The following is a 22,561-nucleotide window of genomic DNA, read 5'->3' on the forward strand; positions in this document are numbered from 1 at the left end:
ATCACTGGTTCGCGCGGATCTCGTCCTCGGTCTTCTTGAGCGAGGCCACGAGGTCACTGACCGGCGTCTTCAGGAGCACTGCGGTGTCGCCGGAGGCCTTCAGCACGCCGTCCTGCACGGCCTGCGTCTCCTGGTAGATCTTCACGAGCTTCAGGTAGGTCGGGTTCTCGGCGTCCGCGGCGCGGGCGGCGAAGATGTTGATGTACGGGAATGCGGCCGGGTCGGACGGGTCGTCCTGGGCGAGCAGCTGGTCGGAGGTGAGGCCCGACTTCGCGACGAAGTCGTTGTTCACGACCGCTCCCGCGAAGTCCGGCAGCGACGACGCGGTGAAGTCGGCGGCGACGGCCTCGACCTTGACCTTCGAGCCGGGCTCGATGTCGGCCGTCGTGGAGAAGACCGAGCCGCCGTCCTTCAGCTCGATGAGCTTCGCGGACTGCAGAACGAGGAGGGCGCGCGCCTGGTTGGATTCATCGTTCGGGACGGCGATCGTCTCGCCTGCCGGGATGTCGGCGACGTCCGTGTACTTCGTCGAGTACAGGCCCAGCGGGTAGATCGCGGTCGCCCCGATCGGGACGAGATCGTCGCCCGAAGCGACGTTGTAGGTCGCGAGGTAGATGATGTGCTGGAACTGGTTGAGGTCGAGCTCGCCCGCGGACAGCGCCGGGTTCGGCTGGTCGTAGGAGTCGAAGTCGACGATCTCGACGTCGATGCCCTCCTCCTTCGCCGCCTCGGTGAACGTCTCCCAGTACGGGTCGCCGGCGCCGACGACGCCGATCTTCACGGTGCCGGTCGATGCGGCGTCGCCGCTCGCGGCGGGTGCGGCGGACGACGAGCACGCGCCGAGGATGAGCGCGAGCGGGAGGGCGAGCGCTGCGGTGAGCGTCTTCACGGTGCGGGACTTGGTGGACAAGATGGTGCTCCTTGGGGTCGGTGCACCGCGCTGGCGCGGTGGGCTCGTGACCCGGCTGTCCGCGCTCGCCTCATCGCGGTGCCACATCGACGCTACGCGGCGCGCACCCGGCTGCCGAAATCGGGGCGTAACACAGTGACACCGGATGCCGCGCAGCATGACACCCCGGCACCTCCGACCGTGGTTCGCGGCACGCCTGAGAACCCTGTAAGATCGATCATCGTGCACGGCGTCAGCGTCGTGAAGAACACACCCGCCGCCCTAGCTCAGTCGGCAGAGCATTTCACTCGTAATGAAAAGGTCAAGGGTTCGATTCCCTTGGGCGGCTCCACTCGGCTCCACGGTCCACGTGGGACCACGAAGGCCCCGGATCCCTCCGGGGCCTTCGTCGTCTCTGCGTCCGCGACTGATCTCAGAACATGATGACCTGCCGCAGCGCGGTGCCGTCGGCCAGGGCATCCATCGCCGCGTTGACGTCCTCGAGGCCGATGCGCGCCGAGATGAGCCGCTCGACGGGCAGACGCCCCTCGCGCCAGAGCTGGGCGTAGCCGGGGATGTCGCGCGCGGGCACCGCCGATCCGAGGTACGAGCCGACGATCGTCCGCGCCTCGGCCGTCATCGTGAGCGGCGAGATCTCGGAGCGCGCCCCCGGGGCAGGAAGACCCACCGTCACCGTGCGCCCGCCGGGGGCAGTCAGCGCGAACGCGGTCTCGAACGCGCGCGGGTGCCCCGCGGCCTCGACGACGAGAGGAACCCGGATGCCGGCATCCGCCGCTTCCTCCGGCGTGTAGACCTCGTCGGCGCCGAGCTCGCGCGCGCGGTCGAGCTTCGAGCGGACCCCGTCGATGCCGATCACGCGCCCGTAGCCGAGAGACGCCGCAGTCAGGAGTGCTGCCATGCCGACGCCGCCGAGACCGACGATCGCGATGTCATCGCCGTCCTTCGCCGCTCCCGCATTGACCACGGCGCCACCGCCCGTGAGAACGGCGCAGCCGAGTACGGCGGCGACCTCCGGCGGAACGTCTGCGCCGACCACGACGGCGGAGCGGCGGTCGACGACGGCGTGAGTCGCGAATCCGGAGACGCCGAGGTGATGGAAGACCGCGGTGCCGTCGCCGGCGGAGCGCAGTCTCGACCCGCCCGACATGAGCTCCCCGGCGCCGTTCGCGGCCGTTCCGGGCACGCACGGCATGACGCCTCCCGTGCGGCATCCGTCGCACTCACCGCACCGAGGCAGGAACGCCATGACGACGCGGTCGCCGACGGAGAAGCCGTCCTGCGCGGCACGTGCGCCGACCTGCTCGACGATCCCGGCCGCCTCGTGCCCGAGGAGCATCGGAATCGGCCGCAGGCGGTTGCCGTCGACGACCGAGAGATCGGAGTGGCAGATGCCGGCCGCCTCGATGCGCACGAGGATCTCGTCTGTGCGCGGGTCGTCGAGATCGAGCTCCCGGATCTCCAGCGGAGCGGAGTCGCGGTAGGGACGGGTGGCGCCGATCTCGGTGAGGACGGCTCCGCGGATGGATGTGGTCATGTGTCTTCCGCCCATCATCTTCGGCATCATCGGTGGCGCCTGAACGATCGTATCGACTGTGGAATACTTCGAGGTCAGTCCGCAGACCTGGAGGCCCGGCGTGAGCACCCCCGATGTCGTCGACATCCTGCTCGAGATCTTCGCCTGGGTGGGATTCGGCGGCGCCGTCGCGCTCGCGATCGCCGCTGTCGTGATGTGGGCGGTCGATGGCACCTGGCTCTCCGCCGAGGCCATCGTCGATCGGGAGGACGACACCACCGCGGGGGAGCCGATGACGGTCGTGCGCTGGTACGACGCCGACGGCGACGCCAATCGCGCTGTGGCGAGCCCGGACGAAGCGGCGGAGCTGACGGGGCGGGACGTGGCATCCATCTGGTACCGCCACGGATGGAGGGGCCGTATGCGGCTGACGAGGCGCCCGCCGGGACTCCGTCGGGTGATCTGGAGCGCCGGCGGCATGCTCGCTCTCGGCATCCTCTCGGTCGCGGCGAGCATCGTCCTGTATTTCTTGCGCGGCTGATGTTTCTCGCGGAGCTGATTGCTAGCTAAGCTAGCGATATGACCGCACCCAGGGATGTGCCCACCCGCTGGCTCCGCATCGGAATCCCGGTGCTGCTCGTCCTGATCTGGCTCGTCGGCGGATCGATCGGCGGACCCTACTTCGGCAAGGTCGACGAGGTCGCGACGAACGATCAGTCGAGCTTCCTGCCGTCATCCGCCGAGGCGACGCAGGTGCAGGAGCGCCTGGCCGACTTCACCGGCGGCGACACGATCCCCGCTGCCGTCGTCGTCACGGGAGATGGTGCACTCACCGAGGCCCAGCTGTCGGACATCGACGAGCTCGCGACGTCGATCGGCGCGGTGGCGGGCGTAGGGGAGATCTCGCCCGCGCTGCCCTCAGACGACGGCGAGGCCGTGCAGCTGTTCGTGCCCATCGACTCGTCCGGAGACGTCGGCGAGACCGTCGCCGCCGTGCGTGAAGTCATCGCCGATGATCTGCCGGCGGGACTGGATGCCTGGGTCACGGGCCCCGCGGGTTTCACGGCCGACCTCGTCGCAGGGTTCCTCGGCATCGACGGGCTCCTGCTCGGCGTCGCGCTCGGCGCCGTCTTCATCATCCTCGTGATCGTCTACCGCTCGCCGCTGCTGCCGATCCTCGTGCTCCTCACCTCGACATTCGCGCTGTGCGTCGCGTTGCTGACCGTCTGGTGGCTCGCGAAGGCCGGCGTGTTCGTCCTGAACGGCCAGGTCCAGGGCATCCTCTTCATCCTCGTCATCGGTGCGGCGACCGACTACGCGCTTCTCTACGTCGCCCGCTTCCGCGAGGCGATCGGTCGCGGTGAGGCACGCTGGAAGGCGACGACATCCGCCTGGCGCGGCGCGTTCGAACCCATCCTCGCATCGGGCGGAACCGTCATCGCAGGCCTGCTGTGCCTCCTGCTCAGCGACCTGGCGACCAATCGCGCGCTCGGGCCGATCGCCTCGATCGGCATCGTCTTCGCGGTGCTGTCGGCGCTGACCTTCCTGCCCGCGCTTCTGGCTCTCACCGGGCGGGCGGCCTTCTGGCCGTTCATTCCGAAGCCCGGTGCGCGCACCGACCCCGGCGATGCCGCGGAAGCGCTCGTCACCGACCCGCACGCGCCGGTGAAGGGCTTCTGGTCGCGCCAGGCGCGCCTCATCGCGCGCCACGCGCGCCCGGTCTGGATCGTGACGACGGTCGTGCTGATCGCGGCCGCGGCCGGCGTGCTGCAGCTGAAGGCCGACGGTGTGCCGCAGTCCGACCTCGTGCTGGGCGCGTCCGAGGCGCGCGACGGTCAGGACGTTCTCGCGCAGCACTTCGCGGCCGGTTCCGGCAGCCCCGCGTACGTCATCGTGCCGGAGGACCGCGTCGCCGACGCCGTGCAGGTGCTGACGGATGCCGAGGGCATCGACAGCATCGCGGCGGTGTCTCAGGACGCGGCATCCGGCCAGATCGGCGTCGCGCTCGACGGCGGCGACGTCGTCTACACGGTGGCGGGCCCGCCGCAGGCGTCTGGAGCTCCGGCGCCCACGCCCACGGTGGCGGGCGGCGACGTGCTGCTCGTTGCGACCCTCACCGACGAGGCGGACTCTCTCGCCGCTGAGGATGCCGTGCGGAGCCTGCGCACGGCGCTCGCCGACGAGCTCGGCGCCGGGACCACGTTCGTGGGCGGCCCCACCGCGATCGACCTCGACACGAACGATACGTCGATCCGCGACCGCACGGTGATCATCCCGGTGATCCTCGTCGTGATCCTCGTCATCCTCATGCTGCTGCTGCGGGCCGTCGTCGCGCCGCTGCTGCTCATCGCGAGCGTGATCCTCTCGTTCGGCTCGGCCTTGGGGGTGAGCGCGCTCATCTTCAACCACGTCTTCGACTTCCCCGGCGCCGATCCGGCGGTGCCGCTGTACGGGTTCGTCTTCCTCGTGGCGCTCGGCGTCGACTACAACATCTTCTTGATGTCGCGCGTGCGTGAGGAGTCGCTGCGCCATGGGACGCGTCCCGGCATCCTGCGCGGCCTCGTCGCGACGGGCGGTGTCATCACGTCGGCCGGCCTCGTGCTCGCGGCGACATTCGCGGCGCTCGGGGTCATCCCGATCCTGTTCCTTGCGCAACTGGCTTTCATCGTCGCCTTCGGCGTGCTGCTCGACACGTTCGTCGTGCGGTCGCTCCTCGTTCCCGCCGCGGCGTACGACCGGGGTCGGGTGATCTGGTGGCCGTCGAAGCTCTCGAGGTCCGATGCCGCCGCGATTCCCGTCGAGACGATGACGCGGGCCGAGTACCGGGCTAGCCTCGAAGAATGACCAGGGCACTCTTCATCGTCGACGTGCAGAACGACTTCACCGAGGGAGGTGCGCTCGGCGTCGCCGGGGGAGACGCGGTCGCCACGGGCATCACGGCGCATCTCGCCGCGCACGCGGGGGACTATGCCGTCATCGTCGCCTCGCGCGACTGGCACGACCCGGACTCCGACAACGGCGGGCACATCGCTCTCGAGGGCGAGCCCGACTTCGTCGACACGTGGCCCGTGCACTGCGTCGCGGGCACCGAGGGCGCCGAGTACGACCCCGGTCTGGACACCTCCGCGGTGACCGTCCACGTGATCAAAGGGCAGGGGAAGCCCGCCTATTCGCTGTACGAGGGCACGACGGATGCCGGTGAGCCGGTCGCCGCGCTGCTGTCCGCCCACGGGGTCACCGAGGTCGACGTCACGGGGATCGCCACCGACCACTGCGTCAGAGCGTCGGCGCTGGATGCCATCGAGCACGGCATCCACGTGCGGGTGCTCACCGGTCTCGTCGCCGGCGTCGCGCCGGAGTCGTCCGAGGCGGCACTCGCCGAGCTCGCGCACGCCGGCGCCGAACTGGTGGATGCCGCATGAGCGCCCCGGCTGGCTGGTACCCCGATCCCTCCGACCCGACGCGTCAGCGCTGGTGGGACGGCGCCCGCTGGGCGGCTCCCGCTGCTCCGGTGGCGCCCGCGCCTCAGGTCGCGGCATCGGGTGCGGCACCGGTCGCGGTGGACACGAACACCGTCTGGGTGTGGCTCGCAATCGTGATGTCCGTGCTGCCGATCGGTGTGCTGTTCCTGATCGACTGGGACGGGTATCTCGTCGCGCTGTCGCAGGTGACGAGCGGTTTCAACCCCACGGCGGACCTTCTGCAGTGGGAGGCGCACGTCTTCGCCGTGTCGGCGCTCAGCTGGATCGCGATGGCCGCGTTCATCCTGTTCTCGTGGCTCGACTGGCGCGAGCTGCGGCGCCGTGGCGTCGCCGCCCCTTTCCACTGGGCGTGGTCGTTCTTCGCCCTCGTCAACGGGGGTCTCGCCGTGTACATGATCGGGCGCGCCGTCGTGCTGAAGCGCCGGACGGTGTCGGGCGGCTGGCCGCCGTTGTGGGTCTGGATCGGTACGACCGCGCTGGGCTTCGTCATCATGATCGTCTGGATGATTGGCTTCCTCTCGAAGCTCTTCACCGTCGTCGGCGGGATGGCCGCCTGAATCGGCGAGGCGCTCGCCCGCCTCGGCGGCGCTTCGCACCGCCACCCGTCGTGCAGTGGGGGCTGTTCGCCATACAGGTGTGGGGCGTCGTCCTCGTCACCGCTGCAACCGTGATGCGCGTCCACCTCGCGGCGTTCATCATGGCCGTCGTCCTGCTGATCGTGAGCGTGCTGCGTGTGTGGGCCGAGCCGGGGCGCACGACGAGATGGTTCGTCTGGATTTCGCCCGTGGTGTTGGCGGTCGCCGTGATCGTCTGGCTCGCCGCAGGCTGAACCGGACGCTCGGGCTCACGAGGGCGCGGGGTACAGCCGCCGGAGGATGAGGCGCTGGACGAGCGTCCAGGCGACCGTCGTGAGCAGGTAGAGCCCGGCGGCGAGCGGCACGAAGAGCGCGATGACGGCGGTCGCGAACTGCAGGACACCCAGCAGACCCGCCGGAACGGCCGGGATGCCGGAGGCATTCGACGCCTCCGGCGGCGAGGGCCGGAACAGGCGCAGCGTGAGTTCGCCGACGAGGGCGATCGCGAGCACGAGGCATCCGATCACGATCCAGGTCGCGTGATCCGCCGTGCCTGCGCGCAGGGCGCCGACGAGGCTCGCGCCGAGCGGTACACCGAAGAGGTTCTGCGCGAGCAGCTCGTTCGCGTGGTCGCCGATCACCGGGTGCAGGAACACCGAGTACAGCAGCCCGACGATCGGGGCTTGGAGGAGCAGCGGCAGGCACCCCGCCAAGGGTGACGCACCTTCGGCGCGATAGAGCTCCATCGTCGCGCGCTGAAGGCGTTCGCGGTCGCCACGGTGCCGCTTCTGCAGCTCGCGCAGGCGCGGGGCGAGCCGCGCGCGCGTCTGCTCGGCCTTCGCCTGTGCGACACCCGCCGGAATGAGGGCCGCGCGCACGAGAAGCGTGACGAGCACGACGGCGAGTGCGCTGGCGAGGGCGCCGGTTGCGGGGGTGAGGAGTCAGATCAGGGCCATCAGGCCGGTGGAGGTGAGGTCGAGAAGGGTCGAGAAGACGGGCAGGGTCGAGAGGTCCACGGGGCATCCATTCGTCGGAGCGATCAGGTCGGCTGATCGGCCGCGAGGGATGCCGAGGCTCTGCCCGGCGGATCGACGCTACGCGGCCGCGAGCGCCCGACCGGGACCGCGGCGACGGATATGCCCCGCCGCATCGGGATCGCTCTGCGCGAGCGGGGCGCGCAGCTCGGAGCGGCGCGTCGGGTGCGCGGCGGCGCCACGCGGGTGGGCGGGCGCGGCGTCGGCGACGACCGCGACGAGGAGCGCCGCCAGAGCGAGAGCGACGACGGCCACGACAGTCAAGGAGCCGCTCGCCGTGGGATCGGCCAGCGCGAGAAGGCCGGTCGCGGCGAGCAGCGCGCGCAGGATGCCGGCGATGATGTCGATCATGCTGCCTCCCGTTCTGCGACGCGGCGTCGTGCTCTTCTGGAGATCAGCGTACCCGGGCCGCGTCGGGACGACGTAGGTGCGCGTGCATCTCTCGTCGACGAGCTCGTCGATCGCGGCTGATCGCCACCCGCCCGCAGGAGGAATCGCGTCACCCGGTGCCTGCGTAGCTTGCTAGGCTGAAACCGCCCCTATAGCTCAGTTGGTTAGAGCAACGGACTTCAACATCACAATGGAGCGCCGGCGTCGAAATACGCCGGATGACCGCCGCTATATGCTGGGACGCCCTGAGAGCCCGAGGTACTCGTCACGACCGCACCGGTTGTGGCAGTGACAATCCGAGGGATTGGGTAATCAGCAGGTAACCGCAAGGGAACCTCAGAGACTACACGCGGCGCACCTGACCGGCCCGGCCGAAGGTGAAGATATAGTCCAGACTGCAAGCCGGGTCATCCGTCCGGTGGCTGGGGAAAGCCCAGTGCAGCAGGTTAATCCGTGGGTCCAGGGTTCGAGCCCCTGTGGGGGCACCGCTGCAGGAATGTCCGATGTTGCCGATAGGACTTTCCCTATGGAGTGGACCGCGGAAGCAGGCAAGCGCTGCGCGACTTGCGGTTTGACCAAGGCGTGCACCGAGTTCAACCGCAAGCGCTCACGTCGTGACGGACTCCAAGAAACCTGCCGAGACTGCAATCGGGCGGCATCGCGTCGCTACTACGCAGAGAACCGTGAGCGACACATCCAGACGATCGTGGCACGAACTGCGAAGCGCCGACGCGAAGCGAAGACATTTCTCGCCGTCTATCTCAATGATCATCCGTGCGTCGACTGCGGACTTCGAGATCTCCGCGTTCTTGATTTCGATCACCGACCGGACTCGCTCAAACGCAAAGACGTCATGCAAATGGTGAAGGAGGGCTTCGGGATCGCTGCGATCATCGAGGAGATCGCCAGATGTGATGTGCGATGCCGAAATTGTCACGCCATCGTCACGCTGGAGCGTCGCCCAGACAATTGGCGTTCGCAAGCGATGTACGCGCTTCATGACCCGGGCTGACCTCGATCTGAAGCCAGACCTCTGACCGGACACGGGAATCGTCGAGATCGCCTTGCGCGCCCGCTATCCGAGCCGCGCCAACGACGCGGTGCGGCCGCCGGCACCCCCGCGCCGACGGCCGCACCGTCTCTTGATCCCCTTGTCCCGAGGGGAGGCGTCCCCCGAGGGGGAGTCCTGATCAGTTGGTGGGCATGAGCACCGAGTCGATCAGGTACACGGTTGCGTTGGCGGTCTGGACGCCACCGCAGATGACCTTGGCGCCGTTGACCATCAGGTTGTCGCCCGAACCGGTGACGTCGACGTCGCCGCCCTCGACGGTCTTGTGCATGCCCGTGACCTCCGACGGGGTCAGCTGGCCGGGGACCACGTGGTACGTGAGGATCTTCGTGAGCGCCGCGCTGTCGGTCTTGAGCGAGTCGATCGTCGCGGCGTCGATCTTGCCGAACGCGTCATCGACCGGTGCGAACACCGTGAACTCGCTGCCGTTGAGGGTGTCGACGAGGTTCACGTCGGGGTTCAGCTGGCCGCTGACCGCGGCGGTGAGCGTCGTCAGCAGCGGGTTGTTGGATGCCGCGACCGCCACCGGGTCCTTCGACATTCCCTCGACCGAGCCCGCGCCCGACGGCACGGCCGCCGCGTAGTCGGCGCAGCCCGTGCCCACGAGGTTCGCAGCCGGGTCGTTCGACATCCCGCCCGAGGTCGCGGACGGCGTCGACTGCTCCATCGCGGCGGGAGTCGTCGCCTCGGGGGTCGAGGAGCCCATCGAACACGCCGACAGGGCGAAAGCGCCCGCGATCGTCAAGGTGAGAGCCGCGGTGATCTTCTTCTTGGTGCTGAGCATGATGCCTCCGGTGTTCAGGGAGCCGCGGTGGTGCGGACTCGAGGGTGTTTCGGAGTCGCCGCGAAATCGGATGGGAATCGGATTGAGTTTTCTTTTCGTGTTCTTTCCGTGCAATCCGAAACCGGTGCCGGCGCGAACCATTCTGTGAAGGACGCGAGCCGAGGCCTACTCGGTGACACGCGGACTGCGCAAGAGTGCGACAGGGGGTGCGCAATGCGGCATGCTGTGAGGGATGGTCATCGATGGAATGGACGTGACGGCGGGCGAGGATGCCGGCCGTCCCCGAGACCACGCCGCCGAGCTTCTGGAGCGCGTCGCGCTGCGCGACCAGGCGGCCTTCGCTCAGCTGTACGACCTCCTCTCGTCGCGGGTCTTCGGGCTCGTCCTGCGCGTGATCGTCAATCGCTCCCACGCCGAGGAGGTGCTGCAAGAGATCTTTCTCGAGATCTGGCAATCCGCTGCGCAGTTCGCTCCGAACAAGGGTCAGGGGAGGGCGTGGGTCATGACGATCGCGCATCGCAGGGCCGTTGACCGCGTGCGGTCCGCGCAGTCGAGCGCCGACCGAGACGAGCGGGCGGGTCTGCGTGAACTGCGTTCCGAGCCGGCGGGTGTCGACGAGCAGGTGGAGCTGCGCATCGAAAGCCGTCGGGTGTCACGAGCGCTCGAAACCCTGCCCGAACCCCAGCGCGAAGCGCTGACCCTCGCCTACTTCGGGGGCTACAGTCAGAGCGAGATCTCGGCGATGACCGGGACGGCACTGGGGACGATCAAGACGAGAATGCGAGATGGGCTTTCGCGCCTACGCCAGGAGATGGGGGTGACCGATGCGCGATGAGATGACGGTGGGCGAATTCGCCGACCTCTCCGCCGGTCACGCCCTGGGCGCGCTCTCTGCGGAGGATGCCGTTCGGTTCAGTGCCGCGCGCAGCGCCCACCCTGAATGGGAGGAGATCGTCGCTCAGGACGAGCTCACCGCAGCGGTTCTCGCCGAGGGGGTGGCGCCGGTCGCGCCGCCTGTCGACGTGCGTTCCCGGTTGCTCGCAGCGATCGCTGTGCCCCCGGCGGACGTCGAGCCGCCGGAGTCCGCCGCGCCGTCGGAGGCGACGTCGGTCGCCGAAGAGGTCGGGGCCGCGGAGGCGCCCGAGAGTACTGATGCCTCGTCGACGCCCCCGGCGCCGTCGACCGAGATCGTCCAGACCGTGCAGCGCCGGAACTGGACGCGGGGGCTCTTCGCCCTCGTGGCATCCTTCGTCCTTCTCGTCGGGATCGGCTGGGGCGTCGGCGCCGTGTCGAATACATGGCGCACACCCGCGTCGGTGACGGCGCTGAACGAGATCCAGAACGCGCCCGACGCCCAGTCCGCTCAGGCGGACTTCGACGGCGGCACGGCGACCGCGCACTGGTCGGCGAGCCTGGGCAAAGTCGTCCTCGTCGCCGAGGGTCTGCCCGAAATCCCTGCCGATCGGACGTTCGAACTCTGGTACGTCCGGGGCGACACTCCGATCGCCGCGGGGACGTTCTCTGCGGACGGCGGCGCAAGCACTGCGGAGCTCAGCGGGCAGATGCAACCCGGCGATGTCATCGCGGTAACGGTCGAGCAGGCCGGGGGGTCGCCCGACGGCACGCCGACGACGACGCCGGTCCTGGCAGTTCCGACCGCCTGAACCCCGCTGCCGGCGCCCCCGTCCTCTGGCGCGGGTAGCCTGGAGCGGTGACAGACGACGCGCGACGCGAGTATCATCGCCCCGTCCACCGGCCCACGGCCACCTTCGACCGGCGCTTCGGTTCCACCGATCCGGCGGAGGTGTCACGTGCGGCACACGCCACGGCATCCGCCCTGCTCACGCGGGTGCGCGACGAGCCGGAGGGCGACGTCGTCGATCGACTCGTCACCTTCACGGACACGCACGGCATCGACACACTCGCCGAGTTGTGGTCGCATTCGCCGGCGCTCTCGCTGCCCGGTGCGCTATGGCGGCTGTATCTTCTGCAGCTCATGGTGCGCGACGACGCGCGAACGGCGGCGCTCCTGTACGAACGAGGGCGCGCCGCGCTCGGTACGGTCGACGATGTCGTGGCGGGCGCACCGACCCCGGCCGGGCCCGAGGAGCTGATGGCACTCGTCGACGAGATCCTGCGCGGAGTGTTCACGGGTGACTTCGCGGTCGCACTCGAGCGCGCGGCATCCTTCTGCCGCGTCGAAGCCGCGGGATCCGTCGACCTCGCGGATGATCACGATGCCGCTGAGCCCGATCGCGCCGCCGCGTTCACGACGCGCGCGCTGCGGCTCGACACCTTCGCCGCCGACCTGACGGCCTGTGCCGGCCTGTGGCGACGGGGCAACCTCACCTGAGCGGCGCGCCCCGCGCGCACGGTGATCAGCGGGCAGACAAGTGCCGGGCCGCAGAACGCCTCTCGGCGCGAGGCCGCTCATAGCGGCGAAAGATGGAGCCCGGGGTTACTGCGGCCCGGCTGTAAGAGTCTAACAACGCGGGCGGGCGGGATCATTCCCACGGCTAGGCTCGCACCATGGCTTGGCGCTTCGCACTCATGATCGACCCCATCGCGGCGGACGAGAACCGCGCCGACTTCGCCGACACGTTCACGCCGGTCGACCCCGCCGCGCCGGCGCTCACCGTCGGTGAGCTCAGCACGCAGCGCGGCGACGGCATCTTCGAGTCGATCGGAGTCGTCGACGGGCATGCGCAGGAGGTCGGCCCGCACCTCGAGCGTCTCGCGCACTCCGCCCGGCTGTGCGAACTGCCCGTGCCGAACGCGGCGCAGTGGCGTGCTGCCGTCGAGCTCGCGGCCGAGCGCTGCGGTGCGGGGGAGTCGGTCATCAAGCTCATCCTCAGCCGCGGCGTCGAACACGGACCGGCTCCGACCGCGTGGGTGACGGCCGCCGAGGCATCCGACTTCTCGCGGGCACGTCGCGAGGGCATCGCGGTCGTGACGCTCGACCGCGGCTACCCGCTCGACGTGCCGGCGCGGGCGCCGTGGTTGCTGCTCGGGGCCAAGACGCTCTCCTACGCCGTCAACATGGCGGCCCTGCGCGAGGCTCGCCGCCGCGGCGCCGACGACGCGATCTTCACGACGACCGACGGGTACGTGCTCGAGGCGCCGACGGCTTCGCTCATCCTCCGCCGCGGCGACACGTTCACCACCCCCGCACCCACGGCGGGGATCCTCCACGGCACGACGCAGCTGAGCCTGTTCGAGCACCTCGAGGCGCGGGGATTCGCCGTCGCGTATGAGACGATCCCGGCCGCTGAGCTGGCGGCCGTGGATGCCGCGTGGCTCGTCTCGAGCGTGCGCCTCGCCGCTCCGATCACCGCGATCGACGGGGCGGCGCTGCCGGTGGATGCGGAGTTCACGGCATCCCTGAACGCCTACCTTCTGAGCCCGCGCGACTGACGGCGGGACTGCGCGCTCGCCGCCCGTCCGGACTGCAAGGGTTCGCGCGCGACACGCCGCCGTGCGGTCCGCCTGCCCGGCGTGTCGCCCGCGCGGCCTTGCAGTTGGGTTCGCGGCGGCGGCAGCGGCTGGGCGGTGTCGCAATGGCCGGCGGCGAGAGCGCGACGATGCTCAGCGGTGGGCGAGCGTCGCGAGCGCACCGAGGACAGCCGCCTCGACGAGGTCCCAGTCGTGGACGATGAGCGCGTAGTCGAAGCGCAGCGCCATGTACCCCCACGCGGCCGCGTTGGCGTCGCGGACGAGGTCCTTGTGTCGCAGCGCGGCGCCATCGTGATTGACGACACCGTCCGCCTCGACGATCAGTCGGTCTCCGATCAGTGCGTCGACGCGTCCGACGGCGGCGATCGATCGCTGTGTGCGCACCGTCATACCGAGTCCCCGCAGCCGCCAGCGCAACAGCGACTCAAGGCCGCTGTCGGCGTCGTCGCGGGCGAGATCCAGGGCCTCGCGCATGGCGCCGTTCGCGCGAGCGCGTAGCCAACGGATGCCGCGCGCGTCGATCAGCTTCTGCCGCAGGCCCGACTCGAGCACGACGAAGAACTCCTCGACCCCGTGACACCGGAAGATCTGGAGGAGGATGCGCGGCAGCGTCGGCGTCGCATCGGGAGGGCCGAGAGGCCCGGCGTCCCAATGTTCCACGCAGCCGCACCGCGACGGGTGGTACGAGCGCTGCCCGTCGCACAGCCAGGCGTGTGGGCGCTCGTCGTCGGTCAGCACCCACAGCCCGAGGTGGCGGGCCGCCGTGATGCACGCCACGCGGCCACCGTGGGCAGCGACCCGATGGACTGCCGAGCAGACGCCGGATGCCGTGTACACGCCCCGTCGCGCGCGGACGAGCGCCCCGGCATCCAGCTGCCGTCGCAGCTGCGGGCGACTGACGCCGGCGCGTCGGAGCGACGCCGGGGTGAAGATCCCGGGGACGGTCGAGCACATGTCCACCACGTTGACCGCCACGCCGCGGTCGTGGGGGCCCAGCTCCGGATTTGTGGACGGATTCGGCAATTCCGTCGCCTGTGGACAACCCGATGGGCGAACGCAACTGCAAGGCTGCGCAAGCGACACGCCGGGCGCCCGACCGAGGTCACGGCGTGTCGCGCGAGATCCCTTGCAGTGCGGGCTGGCTGGCCGCACGCACGCACGCGCGCGCGGCGCGGCGCCCGATCAGCCGAAGCGACCCGAAACGTAGTCCTCGGTGGCCTGGACGGACGGGGTCGTGAAGATCGTGTTGGTGTCGTCGTACTCGATGAGCTTGCCGGGCTTGCCGGTACCGGCGATGTTGAAGAAGGCCGTCTTGTCCGAGACGCGCGAGGCCTGCTGCATGTTGTGGGTGACGATCACGACGGTGTACTCGTTCTTGAGCTCCTGGATGAGCTCCTCGATCGCGAACGTCGAGATCGGGTCGAGCGCCGAGCACGGCTCGTCCATGAGCAGGACGTCCGGGGAGACGGCGATCGCGCGCGCGATGCACAGGCGCTGCTGCTGACCGCCGGAGAGGCCCGACCCCGGCTTGTCGAGGCGGTCCTTCACCTCGTTCCAGAGGTTCGCACCCTGCAGCGACTGTTCGACGAGGGCGTCGGCGTCACCCTTCGAGATGCGCTTGTTGTTGAGCTTGACACCCGCGAGCACGTTCTCCTTGATGGACATCGTGGGGAAGGGGTTCGGGCGCTGGAAGACCATGCCGACCTGGCGGCGCACGAGTACGGGGTCGACGCCCTGGCCGTACAGGTCGTCGCCGTCGAGCAGTACTTCGCCCTCCACACGGGCGCCCGGGATGACCTCGTGCATGCGGTTGAGGGTCCGCAGGAAGGTCGACTTGCCGCAGCCCGACGGACCGATGAAGGCGGTGACGCTGCGCGGCTGGATTTCGAGGGAAACACCCTCGACGGCGAGGAAATCGCCGTAGTAGACGTTGAGGTCGTTGACTTCGATGCTCTTGGACACGATTTTCCTTCTGCGATTGCCGGGTCAGCGGCCGGTCTTGGGCGCGAACACCTTCGCGACGAGACGCGCGATGAGGTTGAGGGCCATGACGATGAGGATGAGGGTGAGGGCTGCGGCCCACGCGCGATCGACGTAGGCCTCGGGCGGGATGCCCTTGTAGGCGTACTGCGAGTAGATGTACACCGGCAGGGTCTGCATGCGCCCGTCGGCGAGATTCATGTTGAGCGCGTCGGTGAAGCCCGCCGTGATGAGGAGGGGAGCCGTCTCGCCGATGACGCGCGCGATCGCGAGCATGACGCCCGTCGTGATGCCCGCGATCGAGGTGGGGAGGACGACCTTGACGATCGTCAGCCACTTCGGCACGCCGAGGGCGTACGAGGCCTCGCGCAGCTCGTTCGGCACGAGTCGCAGCATCTCCTCGCTCGAGCGGACGACGACCGGGATCATCAGGACCGACAGGGCGATCGCGCCGGCGAAGCCCATCCGCACGCCGGGCCCGAAGATGAGCGCGAAGAGGGCGTAAGCGAAGAGGCCGGCGACGATCGACGGGATGCCGGTCATGACGTCGACCAGGAAGGTGATGGCCTTGCCGAGGCGCGAGGCCTGTCCGTACTCGATGAGGTAGATCGCCGTCATGAGGCCGATCGGGATCGAGATGACGGCGGCCGCGCCCGTGATGAGGATGGTGCCCCAGATGGCGTGTACCGCTCCGCCGCCCTCGCCGAGGATGCCGCGCATCGAGCTCGAGAAGAACGTGGCGTCGAAGCGGGCGATGCCGTTCGAGATGACGGTGAACGCCACCGAGACGAGCGGGACCATCGCGATCGCGAACGCGCACGAGACGACGCCCGTGACGAACCGGTCGAAGGCGCGTCGCGCGCCTTCGACGATCCGCGAGACGACGTAGATGAGCACCAGATAGGTGACGACCGAAAGAACGATCCAGCCGGCGAGCGAGAACTCGGCCCCCGACGCTGCGGCGACGACGGCGAACACCGCGCCGAAGACGGCGAGGGAGCCCGCAAGGAGCCCCCAGGGCGCCCAGCGGGGCAGGTGTCCCGAGGTGAGCGTGAGGTGGGCGGATGCCGCGGGACGGACCGGAGCGGGCGCGGGGGCCTGAGCGGTGGTCATGTCAGTTCGCTCCCGAGAATTCCTTGCGGCGGCTGACGATCCAGCGGGCCACGGCGTTGACGGCGAAGGTGACGACGAACAGGATCAGGCCCGTCGCGATGAGGACGTTGATGTTGAGGGCGTACGCCTCGGGGAAGGTCAGTGCGATGTTCGCGGCGATCGTCGACGGGTTCTGCGAGGTGAGAAGGTTCAGCGTCACGACGTTCGTCGCCGAGAGCACCATCGCGACCGCCATCGTCTCGCCGAGCGCGCGTCCGAGACCCAGCATGGATGCCGAGACGATGCCGGAGCGCCCGAACGGGAGCACCGCCATCCGGATCATCTCCCACCGGGTCGCGCCGAGCGCGAGCGCGGCTTCTTCGTGCAGCCGCGGGGTCTGCAGGAAGATCTCACGGCAGATGGCCGTGATGATCGGAACGACCATGACGGCGAGGACGAGGGCGGCGGTGAGGATCGTGCGCCCCGAGTTGAGCACCTGGCCGGAGAAGAGCGGGATCCATCCGAGGTTCTCGTTGAGCCACTTGTAGGTCGGAACCACGGACGGTGCGAAGACGAGGATGCCCCAGAGGCCGTAGACCACGGAGGGGACCGCGGCGAGGAGATCGACCACGTAGCCGAGGCTCTGCGCGAGGCGGCGCGGGGCGTAGTGCGTGATGAACAGCGCGATGCCGAGGGAGAGCGGCACCGCGACGAGGAGGGCGAGGAAGGCGGCCCAGATCGTTCCGAACAGGAGCGGCGCGACATAGTCCCAGAAGTTCGACGACAGGAGCGACGCGGTCTCGCTCGTCGCGCCGAACGCGGGCAGCGACTGGACGATGAGGAAGATCGCGACGGCGGCGAGGGTGACGACGATCATCGACCCGGCGAACACGGCCGTGCCGGAGAACCACAGGTCGCCGGGGCGCTGCTTGGCCGCGATCCGCCCTGCGGCGGGCGCGGACGGTGCGGGGCCGGATGCCTCGGGGCCGGGCGAGCCGGAGGCGGCGGGTGCTGCGGTGGTCATCGCACTCTCTCTGTTCGGGGCCAGGAGGTTTCGGGTTCTGTCGGGTCGGGCGGCCGGACGGCCTCCGGGCGCGGATGCGCCGGAGGCCGTCCGGTGGGGCTCACTTGATCAGGTCGATCGCGGCGAGCGACTTCGTGCGCAGGTCGTCCGAGATGGGGGCGCTGCCGGCGTTCTCGGCGGCCGACTTCTGACCGGCCTCGCTGACGGCGGTCTGGAAGAACGCCTTCGTGAGAGCCGCGACGTTCTCGTCCTCGTACTGCTCGCAGCCGATCAGGTAGCTGACGAGGAGCACGGGGTAGGCGCCCGCGGCGGTCGTGGTGCGGTCGATCTTGAAGGCGAGGTCGCCCGCGGTGCGGCCGGACTCGATCGCGGAGGCATCCAGCGTCTTCGACGCGCCTTCGGCGGAGTGCTCGACGAACTCCGAGCCGACCTTGACGGCGACCGACGAGATGCCGGTGGCCTGCGACGAGTCGGCGTAGCCGATCGAGCCCTCGCCCGCCTTGACGGCCTCGACGACGCCGGAGGTCTTCTCCGCGGCCTCGCCGACGACGCCGGCCGGCCACTCCTCGACCGAACCCCAGGTCCAGACATCCTTCGCGTTCGCCGACAGGTAGTCGGTGAAGTTGCCCGTCGTGCCCGACTTGTCGGAGCGGTGCACGGGGTTGATCGCGAGGTCGGGGAGGGTCGCGCCGGAGTTGTCCGCGGCGATCGCCGGGTCGTTCCACTTCGTGATGGTGCCCGCGAAGATCCCCGCGACGGTCTTCGCGTCGAGGTTCAGCGAATCGACGCCGGGGACGTTGAAGATGATCGCGATGGGCGAGATGTAGGCGGGGATCTCGACGATGCCCGAGTCGGCCGCGCACGCGCCGAAACCGCCGGCGGCGATCTCGTCGACCTTGAACGCGCGGTCGGAGCCGGCGAAGTTGATCGCACCGGCGAGGAACGACTCGCGGCCCGTGCCGGAGCCGGCCGGGTCGTAGTTGAGGACGACGTCGGGGTTCGTCTGGTTGAACGCCGCGGTCCAGGCCTGGATCGCGACCTGCTGCGACGAGGCGCCCTGGCCGACCAGCGTGCCGGTGAGCGCGGGACCCGCGGACGCCGTGTCGGACGGGGCGGTGGTGGCGCCCTCGTTGGCCGCGCAGGCGGTGAGGGTGAGGGCCGCGACGGCGGCGACAGCGCCCAGCTGGGCGATGCGGGAGAGCTTCACTGTGAATCCTTCACTGTGTCGGAGATGATCGGGTGATCTGCCCTGGTGCGGGGCACGTCCGAGACGGTAGACATCGACTCTTACGAGAGTGCGCTGTCCGGGTGAACGACAGGTGAACGGTGCGGCGCCCCGGTGCGGAAGACGGGGGCGTGGGATCAGAGCTTCGGCTCGTGCGTCTCGATGCAGGCGATGCCCGAGCCGGGGTGTTCCCGCGAGAGGTGCACGACAGAGAACGAGCCGGGCTCGAGCGCGGAGGCGCTACCGAGATACGACCCGCGGAGCGTGCCCGTCGCGAGCGCGAGCTCAGCGAGGATGCCGGGCAGCACCGGACCGTGACTGCACAGCACGGCGCTCTTCCGCGAACGCACGCGCTTGCCGATGACAGCGCGAAGGTCCGAGCTGCCGTCCTCCCAGGCATCCTGACTGATGAGGGGCGTCCGCTCGATTGTGCGTCCGAGCGCCGCGGCGAGGGGGGTCACCGTCGTGACGCAGCGCACGGCATCGCTCGACACGACGCGCCGCACGCCGAACGCGCGCAGCGGGCCGACGAGGGCGTGCGCTTGGCGCGTGCCGCGCCCGGTGAGCGGGCGTGCGGCATCCGCACCGTCCCACTCCTCGCGCGGCAGCGCCTTGGCGTGGCGGAGCACGATGATCGGGAAGGTCGAAAGGATGCCGTCGTCGACGTACCGCAGGAACTGGTCGAGGATCTCGACGTCGACGGGATACGACAGGTAGCCCCGGGCCTTGCGCGGCGAAACCCACTCGATCGCGGCGATCTCCTTGTTCGGGACGAACGCCGACGCCCGGATGGCCTTGTCCGTCGCCTCCGCCGCCCAGTAGTGCACGATCTTCTGGCGTCCCTTGGCCATGCGATAGCGCGAGACGCCGACGGGGATGCCGAGGTGCACCGCGATGCCGGTCTCTTCGAAGATCTCGCGCACCGCCGTCTCGGCGAGCGTCTCTCCGGGGTCGACCTTGCCCTTGGGGAGGGTGACGTCGGCGTAGGCGGTGCGATGGATCACCAGGATCCGAAGCTTTCCGTCGACGACGCGCCACACGACCCCGCCTGCGGCGAAGACGGCCGTCTCGGTCATCGCACCGCCCGCGCCCGCCGGCGGCGCTGGATCTGCGTCATCGTGCGCTCCTGCAGGTCGACGAGCGGCGTGCCCGACTCGGAGACGTGGTGGCGCACCCAATCGCCCGCGGGCTCCAGATGCCACGAACTCGTCTCGTCGCTCATGGCGACGTCGAAGAGGTCGACGAGCTCCTTGACGTGCGCAGGGGCGACGACGCGCACGAGCGCCTCGACGCGGCGATCGAGGTTCCGGTGCATCATGTCGGCGCTGCCGATGTACACCTGCGGGTCACCGTCGTTCGCGAACGCGAAGATGCGGGAATGCTCGAGGTAGCGCCCGAGGATCGAGCGCACCGTGATGTTGTCGCCGACGCCGTCGAGGCCGACCTTGAGCGAGCAGATGCCGCGCACCCAGACGTCGACGCGCACGCCCGCGGCGCTCGCGCGGTAGAGCGCGTCGATGATCTGCTCGTCGACCATCGAGTTGACCTTGATGCGGATGTGCGCCGGCTTGCCGTCCTGCGCGTTGCGGCGTTCCTTGTCGATGAGCCGCAGCAGCCCCTTGCGCAGGTGCAGCGGCGCCACCAGCAAGCGCTTGAACTTCTTCTCGATCGCGTAGCCGCTCAGCTCGTTGAACAGACGGGTGAGGTCGCGGCCGACCTGCTCATCGGCGGTGAACAGCCCGAAGTCCTCGTACAGGCGGCTCGTCTTCGGGTTGTAGTTGCCGGTGCCGATGTGGCTGTAGCTGCGCAGCATCCCGTCTTCTTCACGGATGACGTGCAGGAGCTTGCAGTGGGTCTTGAGGCCCACCAGGCCGTAGACGACGTGCACTCCCGCCTTCTCGAGCTTGCGCGCCCAGACGATGTTCGCCGCCTCGTCGAAGCGGGCCTTGACCTCGACCAGCGCGAGCACCTGCTTGCCACGCTCTGCAGCGTCGATGAGCGCCTGCACGATCGGGCTGTCGCCCGACGTGCGGTAGAGCGTCTGCTTGATCGCGAGCACGTGCGGGTCGCGCGCCGCCTGCTCGAGGAAGGCGACGACACTCGTCGTGAACGACTCGTAAGGGTGGTGCACGAGCACGTCGGCCTTGCGGATCGCGGCGAACAGATCGGCGCGGCCGTTCTGCTCGGCGGGCTGGAATGCTGCCGCGGTCACCGGCACGTGGGCGGGGTAGTGCAACTCCGGCCGATCGATGCGTGACAGGTCGAACAGGCCCCGCAGATCGAGCGGTCCGGGGAGACGGTAGACCTCCTGCTCCGTGACCTCGAGCTCGTTGATGAGGAGGTCGAGGGTGACGTCGTCCATCTCCTCGGTCACTTCGAGGCGGATCGGCGGCCCGAACCGGCGCCGCAGCAGCTCTGCTTCGAGCGCCTGGATGAGGTTCTCGGTCTCGTCCTCCTCGATGACGACATCCTCGTTGCGGGTCAGGCGGAACGTGTGATGCTCGAGGATCTCCATGCCGGGGAACAGATCGCCGAGATGGTTGGCGATGAGCTGCTCGAGGGGCAGGTACCGGGCGCGGCCCGATGCCGCGGACGCGTCCGACCGCGGGACCTCGACGAACCGCGGCAGCATCGGCGGCACCTTGAGGCGGGCGAACTCCTGCCGACCGGTCTTGGCGTTGCGGATGCGGATCGCGAGGTTGAGTGAGAGCCCCGAGATGTAGGGGAAGGGGTGCGCCGGGTCCACCGCGAGCGGCATGAGGACGGGGAACACCTGTGCCTGGAAGTAGTCGTACAGGTTCTTGCGGTCATCTTCGCCCAGCTCGTCCCAGCGGGTGACCTCGATCCCGGCATCCGCCAGCGCCGGCTGCACGAGATCGGCCCAGGCCTGCGCGTGACGAAGCTGCAGGGTGTGCGCGCCCTCGGAGATGTCGGCGAGGACGTCCTGCGGTGCACGGCCGACGTTCGTCGGCACCGCGAGGCCCGTCACGATGCGGCGCTTGAGACCGGCGACGCGAACCATGAAGAACTCGTCGAGGTTGGAGGCGAAGATCGCGAGGAAGTTCGCGCGCTCGAGCACCGGCAGGGACGGATCTTCGGCGAGCTCCAGCACCCGCTGGTTGAACGCGAGCCAGCTGAGCTCGCGGTCCATGTAGCGGTGGTCGGGGAGCTGGGCGTCGTCGACCTCGACGGTCTCGTCGAAGTCGTCGTCGTCGGCCTCGCCCAGACCGTAGTCCAGAACCTCGGTGTCGATCATTCCCTCATCATTGCAGGGACCGGTGACGGGCGCGTTAACGCGCGGAGGTGGAAGCCTGCTCGTCCTCGTAGACGTTGAAGCGATACCCGACGTTGCGCACCGTGCCGATCAGCTGTTCGAGGTCGCCCAGCTTGGCGCGCAGGCGCCGAACGTGCACATCGACGGTGCGCGTGCCACCGAAGTAGTCGTAACCCCACACTTCGCTGAGCAGCTGCTCCCGCGTGAAGACACGCGAGGGGTGGGTGGCGAAGAAGTGCAGGAGCTGGAACTCCTTGTAGGTGAGATCGAGCGGCTTGCCGTGCACCTTGGCCGAATAGGACGACTCGTCGATGGTGATGCCCGACGTCTGGATGCGGCTCGTCGTCTGCTCGGCGCTCTGCCGTCCGACCGCGAGCCGGACGCGCGCGTCGACCTCGGCGGGGCCCGCGGTGTACAGGATGACGTCGTCGACGCCCCAGTCGGTCGAGACGGCCGTCAGTCCGCCTTCCGTGACGATGAGGACGAGCGGCGCGTCCAGACCCGTCGTGTTGAGGATCTTGCACAGGGACTTCGCGCCGACGAGGTCGGTGCGCGCGTCGACGAAGATGACGTCGGCGTTCGGCGCGTTGACGAGCTGCGCCGGCTCGGCCGGGATCTGCCGCACGCGATGGCTGAGCAGCTCGAGGGCGGGCAGGGCGGGGGCACCGCCGAGGGCGGAGCTCAAGACGAGGAGCTGAGCCATGAAGTCCCTTCCCGGTGGTCTCGCCACCAGTGCCTTCATCTTAGGACGCGTCG

23 protein-coding genes and 1 tRNA gene are annotated in these 22,561 nt (G+C 69.2%); 11 read left to right on the forward strand and 13 right to left on the reverse strand.

Annotation, left to right across the window (positions count from 1 at the left end; all coding sequences use genetic code 11):
* Nucleotide 1: 1 nt before the first annotated feature.
* The gene (locus WFI52_RS01675; RefSeq protein WP_336625316.1) at nt 2–910 is read right to left on the reverse strand and encodes a MetQ/NlpA family ABC transporter substrate-binding protein; all 909 of its coding nucleotides are present in this window, start codon (nt 908–910) and stop codon (nt 2–4) included.
* A 255-nt stretch (nt 911–1,165) separates the two neighbouring features.
* On the opposite strand from WFI52_RS01675, the gene WFI52_RS01680 reads away from it, so the two are divergent.
* Nucleotides 1,166–1,241 (forward strand) — tRNA-Thr (locus tag WFI52_RS01680).
* 81 nt (nt 1,242–1,322) lie between these two features.
* Here the strand turns inward: WFI52_RS01680 and WFI52_RS01685 are convergent.
* Nucleotides 1,323–2,444, reverse strand: coding sequence for a zinc-binding dehydrogenase (locus tag WFI52_RS01685; protein WP_336625315.1), 1,122 nt, complete (start codon nt 2,442–2,444; stop codon nt 1,323–1,325).
* Nucleotides 2,445–2,544: 100 nt separating this feature from the next.
* Between WFI52_RS01685 and WFI52_RS01690 the strand changes: the two genes are divergently transcribed.
* The 5 genes from WFI52_RS01690 to WFI52_RS01710 are packed head-to-tail and all read left to right on the forward strand — an operon-like array spanning nt 2,545 to nt 6,734.
* On the forward strand, nt 2,545–2,964 hold the full coding sequence (locus WFI52_RS01690) for a hypothetical protein (protein WP_336625314.1): 420 nt from the start codon (nt 2,545–2,547) through the stop codon (nt 2,962–2,964).
* Nucleotides 2,965–3,002: 38 nt separating this feature from the next.
* Nucleotides 3,003–5,267 carry an MMPL family transporter gene (locus WFI52_RS01695; protein ID WP_336625313.1) on the forward strand — a complete coding sequence of 755 codons (2,265 nt, stop codon included), beginning with the start codon at nt 3,003–3,005 and terminating at the stop codon, nt 5,265–5,267.
* Nucleotides 5,264–5,845: an isochorismatase family protein gene (locus WFI52_RS01700; protein ID WP_336625312.1), complete on the forward strand. Its 582-nt coding sequence runs from the start codon at nt 5,264–5,266 to the stop codon at nt 5,843–5,845. Before WFI52_RS01695 ends, WFI52_RS01700 begins: the two co-directional genes overlap by 4 nt.
* Nucleotides 5,842–6,462 (forward strand): DUF2510 domain-containing protein, encoded by a 621-nt coding sequence (locus WFI52_RS01705; RefSeq protein ID WP_336625311.1) that lies wholly within the window; start codon nt 5,842–5,844, stop codon nt 6,460–6,462. Before WFI52_RS01700 ends, WFI52_RS01705 begins: the two co-directional genes overlap by 4 nt.
* Before the next feature lie 50 nt (nt 6,463–6,512).
* Complete coding sequence (locus WFI52_RS01710; protein ID WP_336625310.1) at nt 6,513–6,734, forward strand: hypothetical protein; 222 nt, start codon at nt 6,513–6,515, stop codon at nt 6,732–6,734.
* 15 nt (nt 6,735–6,749) lie between these two features.
* Here the strand turns inward: WFI52_RS01710 and WFI52_RS01715 are convergent, their stop codons facing one another.
* Nucleotides 6,750–7,376: a YidC/Oxa1 family membrane protein insertase gene (locus tag WFI52_RS01715; protein WP_336625309.1), complete on the reverse strand. Its 627-nt coding sequence runs from the start codon at nt 7,374–7,376 to the stop codon at nt 6,750–6,752.
* 198 nt (nt 7,377–7,574) lie between these two features.
* Nucleotides 7,575–7,865, reverse strand: a complete 291-nt coding sequence (locus tag WFI52_RS01720; protein ID WP_336625308.1) for a DUF6412 domain-containing protein — start codon at nt 7,863–7,865, stop codon at nt 7,575–7,577.
* 565 nt (nt 7,866–8,430) lie between these two features.
* Between WFI52_RS01720 and WFI52_RS01725 the strand changes: the two genes are divergently transcribed.
* The gene (locus tag WFI52_RS01725) at nt 8,431–8,916 is read left to right on the forward strand and encodes a hypothetical protein (protein ID WP_336625307.1); all 486 of its coding nucleotides are present in this window, start codon (nt 8,431–8,433) and stop codon (nt 8,914–8,916) included.
* Nucleotides 8,917–9,094: 178 nt separating this feature from the next.
* Here WFI52_RS01725 and WFI52_RS01730 read toward each other — a convergent pair whose 3' ends face one another.
* A complete protein-coding gene (locus WFI52_RS01730; protein WP_336625306.1) occupies nt 9,095–9,757 on the reverse strand; it encodes a fasciclin domain-containing protein in 663 nt (220 codons plus the stop codon).
* A 232-nt stretch (nt 9,758–9,989) separates the two neighbouring features.
* Here WFI52_RS01730 and sigK point away from each other — a divergent pair, with 232 nt between their 5' ends.
* The 4 genes from sigK to WFI52_RS01750 all read left to right on the forward strand — a co-directional run bounded on the left by sigK (nt 9,990) and on the right by WFI52_RS01750 (nt 13,171).
* Nucleotides 9,990–10,592, forward strand: coding sequence for an ECF RNA polymerase sigma factor SigK (sigK, locus tag WFI52_RS01735; RefSeq protein WP_336625305.1), 603 nt, complete (start codon nt 9,990–9,992; stop codon nt 10,590–10,592).
* Nucleotides 10,582–11,421, forward strand: coding sequence for an anti-sigma factor (locus WFI52_RS01740; protein ID WP_336625304.1), 840 nt, complete (start codon nt 10,582–10,584; stop codon nt 11,419–11,421). Before sigK ends, WFI52_RS01740 begins: the two co-directional genes overlap by 11 nt.
* A gap of 47 nt (nt 11,422–11,468) precedes the next feature.
* Nucleotides 11,469–12,110: a DNA-directed RNA polymerase subunit beta gene (locus tag WFI52_RS01745; RefSeq protein WP_336625303.1), complete on the forward strand. Its 642-nt coding sequence runs from the start codon at nt 11,469–11,471 to the stop codon at nt 12,108–12,110.
* A 176-nt stretch (nt 12,111–12,286) separates the two neighbouring features.
* Complete coding sequence (locus WFI52_RS01750; RefSeq protein WP_336625302.1) at nt 12,287–13,171, forward strand: aminodeoxychorismate lyase; 885 nt, start codon at nt 12,287–12,289, stop codon at nt 13,169–13,171.
* A gap of 171 nt (nt 13,172–13,342) precedes the next feature.
* On the opposite strand, the gene WFI52_RS01755 is transcribed toward WFI52_RS01750, so the two are convergent.
* The 8 genes from WFI52_RS01755 to WFI52_RS01790 form a co-directional block, all read right to left on the reverse strand.
* Complete coding sequence (locus WFI52_RS01755; RefSeq protein WP_336625301.1) at nt 13,343–14,164, reverse strand: type IV toxin-antitoxin system AbiEi family antitoxin domain-containing protein; 822 nt, start codon at nt 14,162–14,164, stop codon at nt 13,343–13,345.
* A gap of 228 nt (nt 14,165–14,392) precedes the next feature.
* On the reverse strand, nt 14,393–15,172 hold the full coding sequence (gene pstB / locus WFI52_RS01760) for a phosphate ABC transporter ATP-binding protein PstB (protein WP_336625300.1): 780 nt from the start codon (nt 15,170–15,172) through the stop codon (nt 14,393–14,395).
* Between the two features lie 24 nt (nt 15,173–15,196).
* Nucleotides 15,197–16,303, reverse strand: a complete 1,107-nt coding sequence (pstA, locus tag WFI52_RS01765; RefSeq protein ID WP_336625299.1) for a phosphate ABC transporter permease PstA — start codon at nt 16,301–16,303, stop codon at nt 15,197–15,199.
* A 1-nt stretch (nt 16,304) separates the two neighbouring features.
* Nucleotides 16,305–17,306, reverse strand: coding sequence for a phosphate ABC transporter permease subunit PstC (gene pstC, locus WFI52_RS01770; protein WP_336625298.1), 1,002 nt, complete (start codon nt 17,304–17,306; stop codon nt 16,305–16,307).
* 100 nt (nt 17,307–17,406) lie between these two features.
* Complete coding sequence (gene pstS, locus WFI52_RS01775) at nt 17,407–18,513, reverse strand: phosphate ABC transporter substrate-binding protein PstS (protein WP_336625297.1); 1,107 nt, start codon at nt 18,511–18,513, stop codon at nt 17,407–17,409.
* A gap of 155 nt (nt 18,514–18,668) precedes the next feature.
* Nucleotides 18,669–19,607 carry an NUDIX hydrolase gene (locus WFI52_RS01780; RefSeq protein ID WP_336625296.1) on the reverse strand — a complete coding sequence of 313 codons (939 nt, stop codon included), beginning with the start codon at nt 19,605–19,607 and terminating at the stop codon, nt 18,669–18,671.
* The gene (locus tag WFI52_RS01785; RefSeq protein WP_336625295.1) at nt 19,604–21,787 is read right to left on the reverse strand and encodes an RNA degradosome polyphosphate kinase; all 2,184 of its coding nucleotides are present in this window, start codon (nt 21,785–21,787) and stop codon (nt 19,604–19,606) included. The genes WFI52_RS01780 and WFI52_RS01785 overlap by 4 nt, the downstream gene beginning before the upstream one ends.
* Nucleotides 21,788–21,821: 34 nt before the next feature.
* Entirely contained in the window at nt 21,822–22,508 is a 687-nt protein-coding gene (locus WFI52_RS01790; RefSeq protein WP_336625294.1) for a response regulator transcription factor, read from the reverse strand.
* Nucleotides 22,509–22,561 lie beyond the last annotated feature (53 nt).

The organism is Microbacterium sp. MMO-20 (assembly GCF_037147735.1).
In the GTDB taxonomy this organism is placed as follows: domain Bacteria; phylum Actinomycetota; class Actinomycetes; order Actinomycetales; family Microbacteriaceae; genus Microbacterium.